General features: G+C 66.4%; 15 protein-coding genes. 7 read left to right on the top strand and 8 right to left on the bottom strand.

The features are described 5' to 3' along the window. Positions 1-24 precede the first annotated feature (24 nt). Complete coding sequence (gene hutG, locus QFZ33_RS03195) at positions 25-990, top strand: formimidoylglutamase (protein WP_307024779.1); 966 nt, start codon at positions 25-27, stop codon at positions 988-990. 7 nt (positions 991-997) lie between these two features. On the opposite strand, the gene QFZ33_RS03190 is transcribed toward hutG, so the two are convergent. Together QFZ33_RS03190 and QFZ33_RS03185 are read right to left on the bottom strand one after the other, a co-directional pair. Beyond that, entirely contained in the window at positions 998-3,172 is a 2,175-nt protein-coding gene (locus QFZ33_RS03190; protein WP_307024778.1) for a transglycosylase domain-containing protein, read from the bottom strand. 101 nt (positions 3,173-3,273) lie between these two features. Next, complete coding sequence (locus tag QFZ33_RS03185; RefSeq protein WP_307024776.1) at positions 3,274-4,578, bottom strand: cation:proton antiporter; 1,305 nt, start codon at positions 4,576-4,578, stop codon at positions 3,274-3,276. Positions 4,579-4,810: 232 nt separating this feature from the next. On the opposite strand from QFZ33_RS03185, the gene QFZ33_RS03180 reads away from it, so the two are divergent. Then, entirely contained in the window at positions 4,811-5,071 is a 261-nt protein-coding gene (locus QFZ33_RS03180; protein ID WP_307024774.1) for a hypothetical protein, read from the top strand. Positions 5,072-5,188: 117 nt separating this feature from the next. Here the strand turns inward: QFZ33_RS03180 and QFZ33_RS03175 are convergent, their stop codons facing one another. The 4 genes from QFZ33_RS03175 to QFZ33_RS03160 form a co-directional block, all read right to left on the bottom strand. Then, positions 5,189-5,425, bottom strand: coding sequence for a hypothetical protein (locus QFZ33_RS03175; RefSeq protein WP_307024772.1), 237 nt, complete (start codon positions 5,423-5,425; stop codon positions 5,189-5,191). A gap of 165 nt (positions 5,426-5,590) precedes the next feature. After that, a complete protein-coding gene (hutH, locus tag QFZ33_RS03170) occupies positions 5,591-7,183 on the bottom strand; it encodes a histidine ammonia-lyase (protein WP_307024770.1) in 1,593 nt (530 codons plus the stop codon). A 116-nt stretch (positions 7,184-7,299) separates the two neighbouring features. After that, positions 7,300-8,997, bottom strand: a complete 1,698-nt coding sequence (hutU, locus tag QFZ33_RS03165; protein ID WP_307024769.1) for a urocanate hydratase — start codon at positions 8,995-8,997, stop codon at positions 7,300-7,302. 245 nt (positions 8,998-9,242) lie between these two features. Beyond that, a complete protein-coding gene (locus QFZ33_RS03160; protein WP_307031641.1) occupies positions 9,243-10,073 on the bottom strand; it encodes an IclR family transcriptional regulator in 831 nt (276 codons plus the stop codon). Positions 10,074-10,294: 221 nt separating this feature from the next. On the opposite strand from QFZ33_RS03160, the gene QFZ33_RS03155 reads away from it, so the two are divergent. After that, positions 10,295-11,212 carry an SDR family oxidoreductase gene (locus QFZ33_RS03155; protein ID WP_307024765.1) on the top strand — a complete coding sequence of 306 codons (918 nt, stop codon included), beginning with the start codon at positions 10,295-10,297 and terminating at the stop codon, positions 11,210-11,212. A 51-nt stretch (positions 11,213-11,263) separates the two neighbouring features. Here the strand turns inward: QFZ33_RS03155 and QFZ33_RS03150 are convergent, their stop codons facing one another. Beyond that, positions 11,264-12,928 carry an HNH endonuclease signature motif containing protein gene (locus tag QFZ33_RS03150; protein ID WP_307024763.1) on the bottom strand — a complete coding sequence of 555 codons (1,665 nt, stop codon included), beginning with the start codon at positions 12,926-12,928 and terminating at the stop codon, positions 11,264-11,266. 219 nt (positions 12,929-13,147) lie between these two features. On the opposite strand from QFZ33_RS03150, the gene QFZ33_RS03145 reads away from it, so the two are divergent. From QFZ33_RS03145 to QFZ33_RS03130, 4 genes are all read left to right on the top strand, one after another. Then, positions 13,148-14,641: an amino acid permease gene (locus QFZ33_RS03145; RefSeq protein WP_307024761.1), complete on the top strand. Its 1,494-nt coding sequence runs from the start codon at positions 13,148-13,150 to the stop codon at positions 14,639-14,641. Between the two features lie 256 nt (positions 14,642-14,897). Then, on the top strand, positions 14,898-15,152 hold the full coding sequence (locus QFZ33_RS03140) for a hypothetical protein (RefSeq protein WP_307024759.1): 255 nt from the start codon (positions 14,898-14,900) through the stop codon (positions 15,150-15,152). A gap of 47 nt (positions 15,153-15,199) precedes the next feature. Beyond that, positions 15,200-15,418: a helix-turn-helix domain-containing protein gene (locus tag QFZ33_RS03135; protein WP_307024757.1), complete on the top strand. Its 219-nt coding sequence runs from the start codon at positions 15,200-15,202 to the stop codon at positions 15,416-15,418. A 92-nt stretch (positions 15,419-15,510) separates the two neighbouring features. After that, entirely contained in the window at positions 15,511-16,146 is a 636-nt protein-coding gene (locus QFZ33_RS03130; protein ID WP_307024755.1) for a LysE family translocator, read from the top strand. Between the two features lie 37 nt (positions 16,147-16,183). Here QFZ33_RS03130 and QFZ33_RS03125 read toward each other — a convergent pair whose 3' ends face one another. After that, a complete protein-coding gene (locus QFZ33_RS03125) occupies positions 16,184-16,933 on the bottom strand; it encodes a 3-hydroxybutyrate dehydrogenase (RefSeq protein ID WP_102972999.1) in 750 nt (249 codons plus the stop codon). Positions 16,934-17,005 lie beyond the last annotated feature (72 nt).

Genomic DNA, 17,005 nt, shown 5'->3' with positions numbered 1-17,005 from the left:
GTGTCTGTGCGGTGAGCTTGAAGCATGGACTTTCCCGCGCTCTCCGTTGACGCTGAACCCCGCCCCTGGACAGGCCGTTACGACGGCGACGGCGAAGCCCACCGGCGGTGGTGGCAGGCCGTGACACCGGCTACGGAAAACGCTGCCGCCCCGCAGGCTCCCGTCACCCCCGGCCGCCCTGCCGTGATCCTCGGCTTCTGCAGCGATGAGGGCGTGCGCCGGAACAAGGGCAGGACCGGAGCCGCGGCCGCCCCTGCGGCCATCCGCAGTGCGCTGGGCCCCCTGGCCTACCACTCGGAGCGGGCCGCCACCGACGCCGGCGACGTGGTGGTCCGCCACGGCGAGCTGGAGGCCGGACAGGCCCGCGCAGGCCTTGCCGTGTCCGCGCTGCTCGACGGCGGCCACCTCACCTTGCTGCTGGGCGGCGGCCACGAAACCGCGTACGCGAGCTACCTCGGCGTGGCAGGGTCCCGGGCGGTCCGCGATGGCCAGCGGCTGGGCGTGCTCAACCTTGACGCCCACTTCGACCTCCGGGACGAGGCCGCCCCCAGTTCGGGCACGCCGTTCCTCCAGATGGCCCATGCGGAAGCGGCCGCAGGGCGCAAACTGAAGTACGCCGTCGTCGGAATTTCCGAACCCAACAACACGCGGGCGCTGTTCAGCACCGCCGAGGAGCTGGGGGTGAAGTATCTGCTGGATGAGGACTGCACCGCCGGGGCCGCGGAGGCCTTTGTGGCGGATTTCCTCAGCGGGATTGATGTCCTGTACCTGACCATCGACCTTGACGTGCTGCCGGCGGCGGTGGCTCCCGGAGTCAGCGCCCCGGCGGCGTACGGCGTTCCGCTGCCGGTGATCAGTGCCGTCTGCCGTCAGGTGGCGGCCAGCGGCAAGCTGCTGCACGCGGACGTGGCCGAGCTGAACCCGGCCTTCGACATCGACAACCGGACGGCCCGGGTAGCCGCGCGGCTGGTCAGCATCCTGCTGGGCTAAGCAGCTGCTAGCCCTTTGGCTTCGGGGCTGGCCGGGCGGGCGCCTTGGGCTTGGCCGCCGGCTTGCTGACGATCGATGCCGGCGGCTTGGGGAAGGCGGCCGCAGGATAGAGCCGCGCCACCTGGAGCATGTAGTTCGCCCACTGCGGGCCCGCGATCATGTAGCCGTCAATGCGGTCGTAGTGCTTGCCGTTGACAGTGAGATTCCGGCCAGGTCGCTGCTGGCCCTCCAGGGCGTCCCCGAAGAACGAGGCCGTCGCCATGCCGGTGGTGTAGCCCAGCACCCAGGTGGCGCCGTTACTGTTGTTGGTGCCCGTTTTGGCCGCCACCGGCACACTCTTCTGCACCTTGGGGTTGATGTAAATGCCGGAGCCCTTGTTGAGCATGTCCTGGAGCGCCTTGTTCACGCCGCGGACCACGTTCTTGTCCACGGTTTCGCTGCATTGCTGGGCCTCCGCCGGAAGCTTCTTGCCCGCCATGTCCGCCACCCCGGCCAGGGCCACCGGCACGCAGTACCGGCCGTCGGCGGCGAAGGTGGCAAAGGCGTTGGCCATGGTCAAGGGCGCTACCCCGGTGCCGCCCAGGAGGTTACCCAGCTGGTGCATGTTCACCGGCGTCCCGTCCAGCCCGCTGCGGAGCCCGACGGCGTTGACCATCTTCTGGATCCCGCAGAAGTCCAGCTGCGCGGCCTCGGCGAAGGTGGCCGTGTTGATGGAGTTGTAGAGCCCGTAGTCGGCCGGCATCTTGCGGTAGTAGCCCTCCGAGGCGTTCTGCAGGTCGTCAGCCGCTTCGAGTCCTGCCCTGCGCTGCTTCGTGCTGTAGCCTCCCGCCACCTTGCCGCAGGAGGACCGCCAGCGGAAGCCCAGCGGGTACTCGCGCTTCGAGGCGTCCACCACCGTGGTCATGGTCTTGCCCTGGTGCAGCCACTCGGCGAAGGTGAAGGGCTTCATGGTGGAGCCTGGCTGGAACCCGCCGGCGCCGTTGAGATCGTTGCCGTTCGCGTCCTTGGCGTCCACGTTGAAGTTCAGCTGGGTGTCGAACTTTCCGGGCCCGGGCAAGTACACCGTGTTCTGCGCCATCGCCAGGACCCGGCCGGTGCCCGGCTGGACCGTGACCAGCGAGGCGCCCCACCTGTCCGGATTGGCGCCGGCCGTGGCGTTCACCTGTGCCTGGGCCTTGGCCTGCAGCCGGCTGTCCAGGGTGGTGGTGATGGTCAGCCCGCCGCGGAAGAGCCGCTTTTCGCGCGCCTCAGTGTCCGCACCGTAGGCCGGGTTGTTGAGGAAGAGCCGGGTCACATAGTCACAGAAGTACGGGGCCATGGTGGCAGCAGCGCAACCCTGCAGCGAGGGCCTCACCTTCAAACCGACACCGGAGGCCACAGCGGCGTCATGCTCCTTCTTGGAGATCATCTTCTGCTTGAGCATTTCGCCGAGGACCTGGTTGCGGCGTGTCAGCGAGTTCTTGGGGTTGGTGACGGGATCGTAGAAGCTGGGGCTGTTGACTAGGCCCGCGAGCAGCGCCGACTGGGGCAGGGTCAGCTTGCTGGCCGGAACGCTGAAGAAATACTGGGACGCCGCCTCAATGCCGTAGGCGCTGCGGTTGAAGAAGACGATGTTCAGGTAGCCCTCGAGGATCTGGTCCTTGGTGAACTTCTTTTCCAGTGCCATGGCGAGCCGCATCTCGCGCAGCTTGTCCCCCATGGTCTTCTGCCCGCTGAGGACCACCTGATCCTCACGGCCCTCGGAAATCAGGGACTCGTTCACAATGTTGGTGACGTACTGCTGGGTGAGGGTGGAGGCGCCCTGCCGGTCGCCGCGGGTCAGGTTGCTGGTCAGCGCGCGCAGGATGCCCTGAGTGTCGACGCCGCTGTGTTCATAAAAGCGGCTGTCCTCGATGGCGATGGCGGCCTTCCGGATGAACGGGGACATCTGCTTCAGGGGCACGCGGACGCGGTTCTCGGAATAGAACGTGGCGATGAGCTTGCCGTCCGCCGTCAGCATGCGGGTGGTCTGCGACGGTGCGGGCACCGCGAGTTCGGTGGGCAGGCTGTTGAAGTAGGAAATCGACCTGCTGACCGAGGTGCCGGCGAGGGCAGCTCCGGGCACCAGGAAACTGGCCGCGAGGACCCCGCAGAGGCAGCTGACAATCACGAACCCCAGCAACTTTGCCAGGCCGAGAGCCATACGGGATACCAACTTTTTGCCTGCCATGATCCAAGCTCACCACACGATCGCACGGAAAGCAGAATATTCGCCGCTCCCGCCATGGTCCGTGCTCCGCAGCGTCAGACCGGCGTGTGCGGCGCCTTTCCCTCGTCGCCGAATTTCTCGGCTGCCCTGCGTTCGCGGAGCCGGTCCAGGCGCTTCATGACCGGCGCCGTGGTGGCGCCGTGCAGCACCACGGACATAGCCACGACGAGTCCAACGATGCTCCAGAGGTACTCCTCCTGGTCCCCGAAGCCACCTTGGCCCAGCGCGTAGGCAAGGTAATACAGCGACCCGATGCCCCGGATGCCGAAGAACGAAATGGCGATCCGTTCCCGGGGACCGGTCTTGCCGCGGGCCAGCGCCAGCCAGCCGGACAGCGGACGGACCAGGACCAGGAAGGCCAGCGCCACGCCCACATCGGCCCAACCGACGTCGGCCAGCAGGCCCCGCGCGATCGCTCCGCCCAGAAGGACCAGGATGACCACTGTCATCAGCCGCTCGAGTTGTTCCACGTAGGAGTGAAGAATGCGGTGGTAGCCGTGGGTGCGTTCCGCAGCCCTGATAGTCACCGCACAGACGAACACCGCGATGAAGCCGTAGCCCTCGATCATTTCGGTCACCCCGTACGCCAGGAAGGTGGCGGCCAGCGCTACGAAACCCTCGGAGTGGTTGGACAGCCGGATGCTGTCGTGCCGGGCGGAGAAGAAAAGCCGGGCCAGCGCCTTGCCCGTGCCGTAGCCCAGCAGCACGCCCATTCCGATGCGCCACAGTACGTCCACGCCGAACCACTCCGGGAACCAGGCCGACGGCGCCGTCCCCACGAGGCTCATGGCGATGGCGAGGTACACAAAGGGAAAGGCCAGCCCGTCATTCAGTCCAGCCTCCGAGGTCAGCGCGAACCTGACCTCGTCCTCCTGGTCGGTGCCCTCCTCCTCGTCGGCCGGCTCGCCCACCTGCACTTCGGAAGCCAGGACCGGATCCGTGGGTGCCAATGCGGCGGCCACGAGGAGCGCGGCAGCGAGTCCCAGGCCCAGCAGCCAGAGTCCCAGGAGCGTCAGGCCTAGCATGCACAGGGGCATGGCAATACCGAGCATCCGCCAGGTGGTTGCCCAGGTCCGCCGCCCGACCGAACGGTCGAGCGCCAGCCCGGCTCCCATCAGCGAGATGATCACGCAGATCTCGGTCAGATGCAGCGTCAGCTCGGGGTGCTGGACCGGGTTCGGGTCCGGAAGGTTGGGAAGGAGGCCGAAGGCGGCCGCGCCGGCGCCCAGGAACACCATGGGCATGGAGATCGGAGCATTGCGCAGCGCCTTGGGCAGGATGGCGGCAACAAAGACGGCTACGCCCGCCGCGGCGAACATGATGCTGGCACCTTCAAACACGGTCGCCTCCTGCGCCGTCGGCCTCTCAGACCTGACCAACACTAGCGGTCGGAGCGCCGCTGGTGGGCTTTCGGCGGACGCGAAGGGTCTCTGTACCGGCCCGGCGTCGAAAGAATGGTTGACGAGACAACTACCGTCAAGATGCTTGTCAAATGACAGTCATCTTACCTTTGAGCCGATTACCGGTAGGATGGTCTATTGCCCCCCGGCAAGAACCACAGAAAGTCAGTACATGAGCACAGCAACTATGGAGCGCCCAACCGCTCCTACGAGCGACGCACGCTCCGCGGATGCCCGGTCCATCGACCTGGCGTTCACCAGTGCCGACCAGGTCCACGACGGCCTGGAAAGCGCGGTGGAGACGCTGATCGAAACGGCTGCCCAGGAAGGCAACTGCGGCATCAAGGTCACACGCCTTGAGCCAGGCCGTTACACGGTGGCCCTCGACGAGTCTGTCCCCTTCGGTGAAACACACGAGGACATCGCAGCGTAACACGCGAAAAAAAGCCCCCGACCCTGGACTCGTTCTGGCCGAACGGCCGAATGATCCAAGGTCGGGGGCTTTCAATTTTCCGTTGCGCGTCCTACCGCGCGAGCTCAGCCCGCCGGATTACATCCGGCGCACCTGCACGCCGTCAGACTTCATGAAGAGCTGCGATTCCGCCGCTCCGCCGCAGATAAGCCACAACACGTTTCCGCTCCGTGAGACTTCCTCCACCTCGCCTGCCGCAATGACATGAGCATGCTTGATGATCTCGACCCGCTCGCCCACGTGCAGCGATCCCCAGTTGGAAACCGTAGCTGCGTGTGCAATGCGCCTGGACAGGACTGTCCCGCGTGCTTTCATTTGAACTTCTACCCCTTTGTGGATGTTCTTCTTCCGCCACAGCCTCTTTGATGTGACTTTCACTACACCTTCAGTTCTACTACACTCTTCGCCCTGTGTGTGGCGCGTTGCAGAGTATTTCGGCACCGCCGGCAAATGTCTGCCGGCGGTGCACATCATTCACCTTTAGGCAAGGTTTCCGACGGCGGATTCGGCTGCCGCCCGCACCGCACCGGAGGCGACCAGCCGGTCGGCCGCTTCGAGCTCGGGTGAGAGGAACCTGTCCGTGCCCGGACCGCCGACGACGGTGCGCAGCGCTTCGAGGACGGCTGCCCCTGCGGGGCCAGGCGCCAGCTCACCGCCGGAGAGCTGGATGCGCATGTCAATTGCCCGGGCCGACGTCACGAGTTCGATCGCGAGAACGCGGCGCAGGTTCTCCACGGCTTTCCGTAGCTTGCGGGCAGCGTGCCATCCCATGGACACGTGGTCCTCCTGCATGGCAGAGCTGGGGATGGAGTCGACGGAGGCGGGCACCGCGAGCCGCTTGTTGTCCGAGACCAGCCCGGCCTGCGTGTACTGGGCAATCATGAGGCCCGAGTCCACACCTGGATCGGCGGCCAGGAACGCCGGCAGGCCATGGGAGCGGGCCGGGTCCAGCATGCGGTCCGTCCGCCGTTCGGCGATGGAGCTGAGGTCCGCGACGGCGATGGCCAGGTAGTCGAGCACGTACGCCACCGGGGCGCCGTGGAAGTTGCCGTTGGAGCTGACCCGGCCGTCGGGCAGGACCACGGGGTTGTCGATGGCGGCAGCGAGTTCACGGGAAGCCACCAGTTCGGCGTGGTCGACCGTGTCCCGGACGGCGCCCGCAACCTGGGGTGCGCAGCGCAGGGAGTAGGCATCCTGGACGCGGGAATCGCCCACGCGGTGCGAGGCCACGATCGCCGAGTCGGACAGCACACGGAGCATATTGTCGGCACTGGCCGCCTGACCGGGGTGCGGCCGGAGTGCGGCGTGCAGCTCGGGCCGGAACACCTGGTCGGTGCCGAGCAGCGCCTCGACGCTGAGCGCGGCGGTGATGTCCGCCGTCGTCAGCAGTTGCCGCAGGTCAGCGATGGCCATCAGGAGCATGCCCAGCATGCCCTCGGTGCCGTTGACCAGCGCCAGCCCTTCCTTCTCGGCAAGGGTCACCGGTTCGATGCCGTGCGCGGCGAGCAATTCAGCGACCGTCCTTTGGCCGGCGCCGCCGTACAGTTCGCCGTCGGGTCCGGCCGCCTCGCCTTCGCCCATGAGGACCAGGGCGCAGTGGGACAGCGGTGCGAGGTCGCCCGAGCAGCCCAGCGAACCGAACTCCCGGACCACCGGCGTGATGCCGGCGTTGAGCACATCCACCATGGTCTGCAGGACCACGGGCCTGACGCCGGTGCGGCCCGAGGCGAGGGTCTTGGCGCGCAGGAACATGATGCCGCGGACCACTTCGCGTTCCACCGCGGGGCCCATGCCTGCGGCGTGGCTGCGGATCAGCGACTTCTGCAGCTGGGTGCGCAGCTCGCCGGGAATGTGGCGGTTGGCCAGCGCGCCGAAGCCAGTGGAGATGCCGTACGCGGGCACGTCGCTGTGGGCCAGTTCGTCGATGTGTGCGCGGACCTTTGCGACGGTGTCCAAGGCGTCCTGGGAGATGGTCACCTTGGCGTCATGGCGTGCGACGGCGACGAGGTCCTCGGGCGTGGCACCGCTGGCACCGAGAGTAACAGTGAGCGGTTCGTGGGTGGTAAGTGTCATTGGAGTGTTCCTACTTCTGGTGGTTGAGCCTATTCGCCGGTTGAGCCTGTTCTCCGGTTGAGCCTGCCGTGAGCTTGTCGAAACCTTGATCTCGACAAGCTCGATCAGCGGATACCTCAGCGCTGTTCCTGCATGGGGATTCGGACGCCGCGTTCCTTGGCGACGTCGACGGCGCGGTCATAGCCGGCGTCGACATGCCGGATCACGCCCATGCCGGGATCGTTGGTGAGGAGCCGCTCAAGCTTCTGCGCGGCGAGATCGGTGCCGTCGGCAACGGAGACCTGGCCGGCGTGGATGGAGCGGCCGATGCCTACTCCCCCGCCGTGGTGGATGGAAACCCAGGTGGCGCCGGAGGCGGTGTTGAGGAGGGCATTGAGCAGGGGCCAGTCGGCGATGGCGTCGGAGCCGTCGGCCATGGCTTCGGTCTCCCGGTACGGGGAGGCGACGGAGCCGGAGTCCAGGTGGTCGCGGCCGATCACGATGGGGGCCTTGACCTTGCCTTCCTTGACCAGCTGGTTGAAGAGCAGACCTGCCTTGGCGCGTTCGCCGTAGCCCAGCCAGCAAATGCGAGCCGGAAGTCCTTCGAATTCGACTCGCTCGGCGGCGGCGTCGATCCAGCGGTGCAGATGCTGGTTCTCCGGGAACAACTCCTTGATGGCGGTGTCGGTGACAGCGATGTCCTCAGGGTCGCCGGAGAGCGCCACCCAGCGGAACGGGCCCAGGCCCTCGCAGAACAGCGGGCGGATGTAGGCCGGGACGAAGCCGGGGAACTCGAATGCACGGCTGTAGCCGCCCTTGCGGGCCTCGTCGCGGATGGAGTTTCCGTAGTCGAACACCTCGGCGCCGGCGTCCTGGAATTCGACCATGGCCTGGACGTGCTTGGCCATCGATGCCTGGGCCTTCTTGGTGAAGCCTTCCGGGTCAGCCTCGGCCTCGCGGTGCCATTCGTTCACGGAGATGCCTTCCGGCAGGTAGCTCAGGGGGTCGTGGGCGGAGGTCTGGTCGGTGACGATGTCGATGGTCAGCTCGCCGGCCTTGTGCCGGCGAAGGAGTTCGGGGAAGACCTCGGCGGCGTTGCCCACGTAGCCCACGGACCAGCCGCGGCGCTCCTCCTTGGCCTTCAGGACCTTGGCGATCGCGGCGTCGAGGTCGGTCTCCACCTCATCGAGGTAGCGCTTGCCGGCGCGGCGGCGGAGGCGGGTCTCGTCGACGTCGACAATCAGGCAGGCGCCTTCGTTCAGGGTGACGGCGAGGGGCTGGGCGCCGCCCATGCCGCCGCAGCCGCCGGTCAGCGTCAGGGTGCCGGCAAGTGTGCCGTTGCTATCTCCAGTGAGCTTGCGGGCTATTGCTGCGAAGGTTTCGAACGTGCCCTGCAGGATGCCCTGCGTGCCGATGTAGATCCAGGAGCCGGCCGTCATCTGCCCGTACATCATCAGGCCCTCGGCCTCGAGCCGGCGGAATTCGGGCCAGTTCGCCCAGTCGCCGACGAGGTTGGAGTTGGCCAGCAGCACGCGCGGCGCCCATTCGTTGGTGCGGAAGACGCCAACCGGCTTGCCGGACTGGACCAGCAGGGTCTCGTCCCTGTCCATCGTTTCCAGGGTGCGGGTGATGGCGTCGAAGGCTGCCCAGGAGCGCACGGCCCGGCCGGTGCCGCCGTAGACCACCAGGTCATCCGGGCGTTCGGCCACCTCGGGGTCGAGGTTGTTCATGAGCATGCGCAGGGGTGCCTCGGTCTGCCAAGACTTGGCGGTGAGCTCGGTGCCTCGGGCTGCTTTGACCGGGCGGGCACCGGTGGTGAAATCGGCGGGTGCCATGGTGGCTCCTTCGTATCGCGGGAATATGTTACATCGGGAGTGTTGCGGAATGCTTGAGAGCGAAAGTGCTTCTGTATCAACTAAAGCCCGTCCGGAGCCGGCCAGACAGGGGTTTCCGGCGGGTGCTGTCCGGTATTCCAGACCCAACTAGGTGGCAGATAAGGGCGTTCCCAGCCCGCAGAACGCCCTGTGCTGCTACCTACTTGGGCTGCTACCTCCGGGGACAGGCCGCTGCTTGGGTGGCGCTACTTCGCCGGGCGGCCGTGGATGCGCACGGAGAGCTCGTCGGCCACCTTTTGCACCCGGGCGGCGAGCACCGGCCACTGGTCCTCCGGCAGCTTGTCCTCGAGGAACGTGACGGCGACTGCCGCCGTCGGCCATCCAAGATGATCCGTGACAGCGGCGGCGATGGAGCCAAAGCCGGGTGTCACCTCCCCATGTTCCGTGGCGTAGCCACGCTGCCGCACCTGGTCAAGGTGGGAGGACAGTGCCGAGTACTTCATGATCGCGCCCTCCACCTCGTGCCGGGCACTGAAGGCGGCGGCGTTCGGATAGAGCGCGCGGACCTGGGACTTTGGCAGCGCGGCAAGAATGGCCCGACCGCTGGCGGTGAGGTGGCTCGGCAGCCGGACGCCGACGTCGGTCACGAGGGACGGCCGGTTCTTGGCCCGCTCCTCCACGATGTAGAGCACATCCCGTCCGTGCAGGACCGCCAGGTGTGCACTTTCGCCAAGGACATCAACGAGGCTGGCCAGCATGGGCCGCCCAAGCCGAGACAGCGGTTCTTGCCGTGAGTACGCGGAACTGAGCTCGAAGGCGCTGATGCCGAGGCCGTACCGCTGCTCCTCGTGCAGGTGCAGGACAAAGCCGTTTGCCTCCATGACGCCAAGGAGGTGGTACACACTTGAGCGCGGCAGTCCCAATGCCGTCGCAATGTTCGACGCCGCCATCGGCCCCCGCTTGGAACCCAACAGTTTGAGGATCCGCAAGGTATTTTCGGCAGCTGGAACTTTTGCCTTGACTGCTGATTCCGGCCGCTTTGCGGCCGTTGCCGCCGTTGCCGCCGTTGCGGCCATCGCGCCTGCCATGTGTCCTCCGGGCCTCGCCATTAGGCTGTCTATTCGGGATTTCTGTTCTTCAGGTATCTCCGAATGGTGTCCGGTATCCCGTACTTCAAGTTTGCGCCCAGCCCGCACACGGCAGACCCCTTTCAGAGGCACCGCTGTCTGGAATACCGGACATCCCCGTTATCCTGTCTATCATCCCGGTTTCCCGCAGACGGAGGTAGCGTTTGTCCATGGAATTTCCGCTCGCGGGCAAGGTATCTCTGGTCGCCGGGGCCACTCGAGGGGCAGGGCGCGGCACGGCCGTGGCCCTGGGTGAGGCCGGGGCTGCGGTCTACTGCACCGGCCGCACCACGAAAGGCCGGACGTCCGACTATCGTCGCCCCGAAACGATTGAAGAAACCGCCGCCATGGTGAGTGCGGCCGGCGGCACTGGCATCGCAGTGGCGGTGGACCATCTCAACGCTTCGGAGGTGGACGCGCTGGTCCGCCACATCGACCACGAGCACGGCCGGCTGGACATCCTGGTGAACGACATTTGGGGCGGTGAGAACCTCATCCAGTGGAATACGCCCCTGTGGGAACACGAGCTTGACGGCGGTTTGAGGATGCTGCACGGCGCCGTGGACACGCACCTGATCACCAGCCACTTCGCACTGCCGCTCCTCATCCGCCGGCCGGGAGGACTGGTGGTGGAAATGACGGACGGAACGCGCGAGTACAACGCGACTCATTACCGGCTCTCCGCGTTTTACGACCTCGCCAAGTCCGCCATCCTGCGGCTCGCCTTCAGCCAGGCCGAGGAGCTGAAACCGTTCCGGTGCACGGCCGTGGCGCTGACGCCGGGCTGGATGCGCTCGGAAATGATGCTCGAACACTATGGCGCCACCGAAGCCAATTGGCGCGAGGCGGCCGCCATGAATCCGCACTTCGCCGCCATCTCGGAGAGCCCGCGCTTTGTGGGCCGGGCGGTCGCCGCCCTCGCCGCCGATCCCGACGTACACCGCCGGACCGGCGGCTCCTTCTCCTCCGGCGGGCTTGCGCAGGAGTACGGCTTTACCGACGTCGACGGCTCCCGGCCAGACTGCTGGCGCTATCTGGAAGAGATCCAGGAGGCCGGGCTGCCGGCGGATTCCACCGGCTACCGCTGAGGTGGACGGGGCTGCCGGCATCCAGGGGTCTGAACACCCAGCCCCCCTGCATTAGGCTGCTTCGCGGCCTGTCCCCGGCACTACTTCCGTCCCTGGCACTACTTCGGTCCCCGGCACTACTTCGTGAGCCACCGCATACCAGTCACTATCCGGCCGGGGACGTAGTGGCGAAGCGTGGGCACGGTCGTCAGGTGGTTCGGGCATGCGCGGGTCAAGGCTGTTGGGCACGGCTTGGTCATTGAACACGGCCGGGTTGTTGAGTATGGCTTGGATTGGTGGTGGCCAGTGGGGTGGTTCCCAGTCTGGTTGTTCGCTGGGGTAGTGGCGGCCGGTGGGTGAGGTCCAGCCGGGCGGGTCGTTGGCGCTGGCGGCGGTGGGTGTCCACGCTGAGTTGTGTTTGAGTCTGTGATGTTTGGGGCATGGTTGGCCGAGGTTACTGATCCCGGTGCCGCCGCCCCGGGCCCAGGCGAGGAGGTGATCGGCGTCGTTGTCCAGGGAGTGGTTGTTGCAGCTGGGGAACGTGCATTTCGCGTCCCGAAGCCGCAGCCATTGCCGCATTGCTTTGGGAACGCGGTAGCTGGTCCGGCCGATCTCCAAGGGTGCGCCGTCGCGGGGGTCTATCAGTACCCGCAGGAAGGACGTCGCCTCGTCGGCAACCAGGGCACGGGCCATGGACGGGGGGATCGGCCCGTAGCCGTCCAGCATGGCCGGTTCATCAGTCAGGCCGAGCAGCGAGAACACCGGAACCGTGACGAGGACCTGGGCTCCCGGCGAGGGCACACCCCCGGACAGCACGGACCCGGCGATGCCGTCATCAACGGTGCTGCCGTCGCTGGCGCTGTCAGTGGTGGCGGCCGGTGACTGTTCAAGGCCTGGGGTGAGGAGCCAGGTCGAGGCGACGTCGGCGCGGAGCTGGGTGAGGGTCCTGGACTCGCCGGGTCCTTGCATGGCGCGGGCGGCGGCGGTGGTGCGGTCCCAGATCCCGGCGGCCTGGGCCGCGGGCAGATAGGCCGAGAGCCAGGCCATCCCGTCGCGGTCCGGGGCGTATTCCACCCGCCGGTCCGCCGCCGAGCGGGTGTGGCGGGTTTCGATGCTGACCGGGTGGTGCCGTTCCCGCCAGGTCCGGACCTTCGCGCGGAACCGGCACGGGACGAGCTCCCCGGCCGGGCAACCCCGCGCAGGGTCCGGCGCGTCCGGATCCAGGAAATGCGCCTCCAACGCCGCGGCACCGGCCGGGTCGAGGTTCGCGCTTTCGTCGACCATGATCCGGGCGTGTTGCCACGACATGGCCCCTGCCTGTAGCGCGGACAGGGTCAGCGGCCGGGCGCTGGTCAGTTCAAGGGCGTCGAACAGCAGGGCGCCGGCGGCGCGTTCGCTGATGGTCAGCGCGCACGCGATCTCCGAGGTCACGGCCATCCCCCTGACGGTGCGGTCCTGCGGGGACTCGGCCGGCGACGCCATGGCCGCCTCAGCAGCGGCATACCCGGCGACGATCTGCACCTTCAAAGCCGCCATCCGGGCCTCCATCCGGGCCAGCTCAGCCAGCCCGTCCAGGCACGCATCCGCCTGCTCCCGCAACGGATCACCACCGTCCGACGCCGGGCTATCTGATCCTTGGAACGCAAGGCCACCCGTCCCGCGGCGGACAAAAGCAGCCAGCACCGGAGTGGAGGCGTCGATCGCCGCCATCGTCTCGACAGCTGCACTGCTTTCCATACCCGCAGCCTTTCACGGGCCACTGACATTTTTCCGGCGCGCGAATTAAGCGCGTCGGCGGGTCCGATGTGAGGAGCGCGCGACCGCGGAGGAACCACCCCACAGTCCACCGCACAGTCTGAAATGGAAGACACCAAGACCCCGTGAGCCTCATCACAGCTCCCGCAGACGTGGTCTGCTGGATAGCGATCCCCCTCCCAATGACGAGAAGGTATTGGCATGCAACAAGCCCAAACAAGAGATGAATTGGCGCCCGTAGGCGGGACCGGAACGGCGCGCACCGCCATCGGAACCGCCGTCGGAACGGTCCTGAACCGCGGGCTCAGCGTCCGCCATATCCGCTTCATGGCGCTGGGCTCCGCCATCGGCACCGGCCTGTTCTACGGTTCGGCCTCGGCCATCCAAAAAGCCGGCCCCGCCGTGCTGTTGGCCTACATGATCGGCGGCGCCGCCGTGTTTATGGTGATGCGCGCCCTGGGGGAAATGGCCGTGCGGCATCCGGTCTCGGGATCCTTCGGGCAGTACGCCAGCCGCTACCTTGGCCCGTTGGCCGGATTCGTGACCGGCTGGACCTACGTCTTCGAAATGGCGATCGTGGCCATCGCCGACGTCACCGCCTTCAGCATCTACATGGGCTTCTGGTTCCCGTCGGTGGAGCGGTGGGTCTGGATCCTGGCCATCATCTTCCTTCTCGCGGCGCTGAATCTGCTGAGCGTGAAGGTCTTCGGCGAACTCGAATTCTGGTTCACGCTGGTCAAGGTTGCGGCAATTATCGCCATGATCGCGGGCGGAGCGGCCATCCTCGCGTTCGGCTTCCAGAACGGCGACGCCTCGGCCGCCCCGGGCCTGGGCAACCTCGTGGAGCACGGCGGCCTGTTCCCGAACGGCTTCGAGGGGCTCCTGGCCTCGTTCGCCGTCGTCATGTTCGCGTTCGGCGGCATCGAAACGATCGGCATCACAGCCGGCGAGGCAGCCGACCCCAAGAAGGTGATCCCAAAGGCCGTCAATACGGTGCCGGTCCGCGTCCTGCTGTTCTATGTGCTGACCCTAGGTGTGCTGATGAGCCTCTTCCCGTGGAACGAGATCGGCAGCAACGGCAGTCCGTTCGTCCAGATCTTCAGCGGCCTGGGCATTCCCGCCGCACCCCACATCCTCAACGCCGTGGTGATAACCGCCGCACTGTCCGCCATCAACAGCGACATCTTCGGCGCCGGGCGGATCCTCTTCGGTTTGGCCAAGCAAGGGCATGCACCGCAGAGCTTCGGGCGGGTTTCCCGGCATGGCGTTCCGTGGATGACTGTGGTGATGATGGCCGGGATCCTCCTGGTGGGAGTGGTGCTGAACGCGGTCATCCCGGAAGATGTCTTCCTGCTCATCGCCTCCATCGCCACCTTCGCCACGGTCTGGGTGTGGGTAATGATTCTCGCCTCCCACGTGGCCATGAAACGGGAGATCGCCCGGAAGGGCCTGCCGGCGTCGGACTTCCCCTCCCCGTGGTGGCCGATGGCGTCCGTTCTCACCATCGGCTTCATGGTGCTGGTGATCGCGGTGCTTGGCTTCTTTGAGGAGACGCGCGTGGCGCTGTACGTGGGAGCTGTGTGGCTGGGAGCGCTGGTGGCCGCCTATCGGCTTTGGGTCAGGGGCAACGGACGACGCCGGGCCCACCTTGAGGACGAGACCTCACCGCTGTCCGTGGTCGTCGAAACTGAGTAGGATTCCGGCGGAAATGGCGCGCCAAGCTGGAAACGGTCAAAACAAGTAGTAAAAATGGGCAAAGACAGGTACTCGCCGCCTGTTACGCGAGGGCCTGTTGTGATAAATGAGGTAAATGTTACTCGTGTGACGCATGTGGTTATTTCTTACAGTTGACTACATGGTGCCAGCCGGCCGGGAACCGAACCCGGGATGATGAACCGGACCCGCGCCGCCAGTGCTTGAACTTTGGTCACACTGTGAAGGAGTGGTCCTCATGTTGGAAATCCAAGCCGGGGCGCCGGCAGAGAATATTCAATCCGGGCGGTTGTCCGGCTTCCTGGCCCAGACACTGCAGCGGGCGCTCACGGCCGCTGTTCCCTACAGGATCGGCGACGTTCTGCTGGGCGACGATCCGTTCAACGGCAGGCGGGAAGGCACCGTGGTGGTCAAGAACGGCCGATCGATCGGGATCCGGTCCTCGGACCGGGTGTACTTCTACGACCACCGGCAACTGAGGCGGCCGGACTAGGCGGGTCATCCCGCCAGTCCAGCCGACGACCAACAGGAGCCGATTCCATGTCCATCGCCAACCTGCCAACCGCTTACCTAACCATTGCCGAGGTGGCCGCGGCCCTGCGCCTTTCCAAAATGACCGTCTACCGGATGGTCCGGGCCGGAACGCTGGCGGCCGACCGCTTCGGCAAGTCCTACCGCGTACCGGAGCCGGCTGTGGAGGAGTACATCCGGGCCTCAGGCAACCCGGGCCCGGGGGATCCCCCGGGCGCACTAAGGTGAGCGCACGAAGTTGAGGCGCCGTCGGTTCATTCCCAGCCGCTTGGAGCACTTCGGTGCTGGCTGGACGCCAACGGCCGGCGTTACCATCAGGCATGCTGCCGCTGCAGAATCTCCTGGCCTTTGCCTTGGTCTCCGCATTACTCATCGCCGTGCCGGGTCCCAGCGTCCTGTTCGTCATCGGACGGTCGCTGGCGCTGGGCCGGCGAGGTGGCCTGCTGAGCGTCCTGGGCAACGCGGCCGGGGAACTGCTGCAGATCGCGGCCGTGGCCCTGGGACTCGGCGTGGTGCTGGCACAGTCCGTGCTGCTGTTCATGGTGGTGAAGTTTGCCGGCGCGGCTTACCTCATTTTTCTGGGAATCCAGGCGGTGCTGCATCGCCGGGGCGGCCCTGCGGGCCCGGATCCGTCCAGGCCGGCGACCACCCGGCGGATTCTGCGCGAAGGCTTCATTGTCGGGGCCACCAATCCGAAGTCGGTGGTGTTCTTCGTGGCAGTCCTCCCCCAGTTCGTGGACCATTCTGCCGGCGCCATTCCCGTCCAGCTCGCCCTGCTTGGTGCCACGTTCCTGGCCATCGCGCTGGTTTCGGACAGCGTCTGGGCGCTGGCCGCCGGAACTGCGAGGCAGTGGTTCGCCCGCTCACCCCGCCGGGTAGCTGCTGTCACCACTACTGGCGGGGTGATGATGATGGGGCTCGGCGGCACCCTGGCCCTGACGGGTTCAAAGAGCTAAATTGGGCTGCCTGAAGTTCTGGGCATCTGGAAGCGTCCTACCGAGCGGACCACCCGCCGTCCATCGTGTAACTGGCCCCGGTGACCATTCCGGCGGCGTCGGAGGACAGCCACGCAACCAGGGATGCCACCTCCTCGGGCTCCACCAGCCGTTTCACAGCGGACTCGGTAAGCATCACCTTCGCCAGGACCTCGGACTCCGGAATGCCGTGGACTCGAGCCTGGTCCGCGATCTGCTTCTCCACCAGCGGCGTGCGCACATAGCCGGGATTGATGCAGTTGGACGTGACGCCATGCTCACCGCCCTCGAGTGCCGTCACCTTGCTCAACCCTTCGAGCCCATGCTTCGCCGAGACATAAGCGCTCTTGAACGGGGAAGCCCGGAGGCCGTGCACCGACGACAAATTGATGATGCGGCCAAAGCCGTTGGCGTACATGTGCGGCAAGGCGGCACGGATCAGCAGGAAGGGCGCCTCGAGCATGAGCGCCAGGATCCGCCGGAACGCCACGGGATCGAAGTCCTCGATGGGGCTGATGCGCTGGATGCCGGCGTTGTTCACCAGGATGTCGCAGTCCAGACTCAGCGCGGCCAGCGCCTCGACGTCCAGGAGGTCGACAGCCCAGGACGTGCCGCCCACCTCATCGGCGAGGGCCGCGGCGCCGGCTTCGTCGACGTCGGCCACCACCACTTTGGCTCCTCTGGCGGCCAGTTCCCTGACGCACGCCGCGCCGATTCCGCTGGCACCGCCGGTGACCAGCGCCTTGCGGCCGTTCAGGTTCTTTTCCACGTCCGGACCTTGTGCGTCCACAGTCTGCTCCTCCAAGTGTCCACGCTGACACGTGCCGCGTCGTGCAGCACT

It is taken from the genome of Arthrobacter globiformis, assembly GCF_030815865.1.
In the GTDB taxonomy this organism is placed as follows: domain Bacteria; phylum Actinomycetota; class Actinomycetes; order Actinomycetales; family Micrococcaceae; genus Arthrobacter; species Arthrobacter globiformis_B.
Note: the sequence above shows the minus strand (reverse complement) of the source record. Positions and strands in the feature narration are given on the sequence as shown.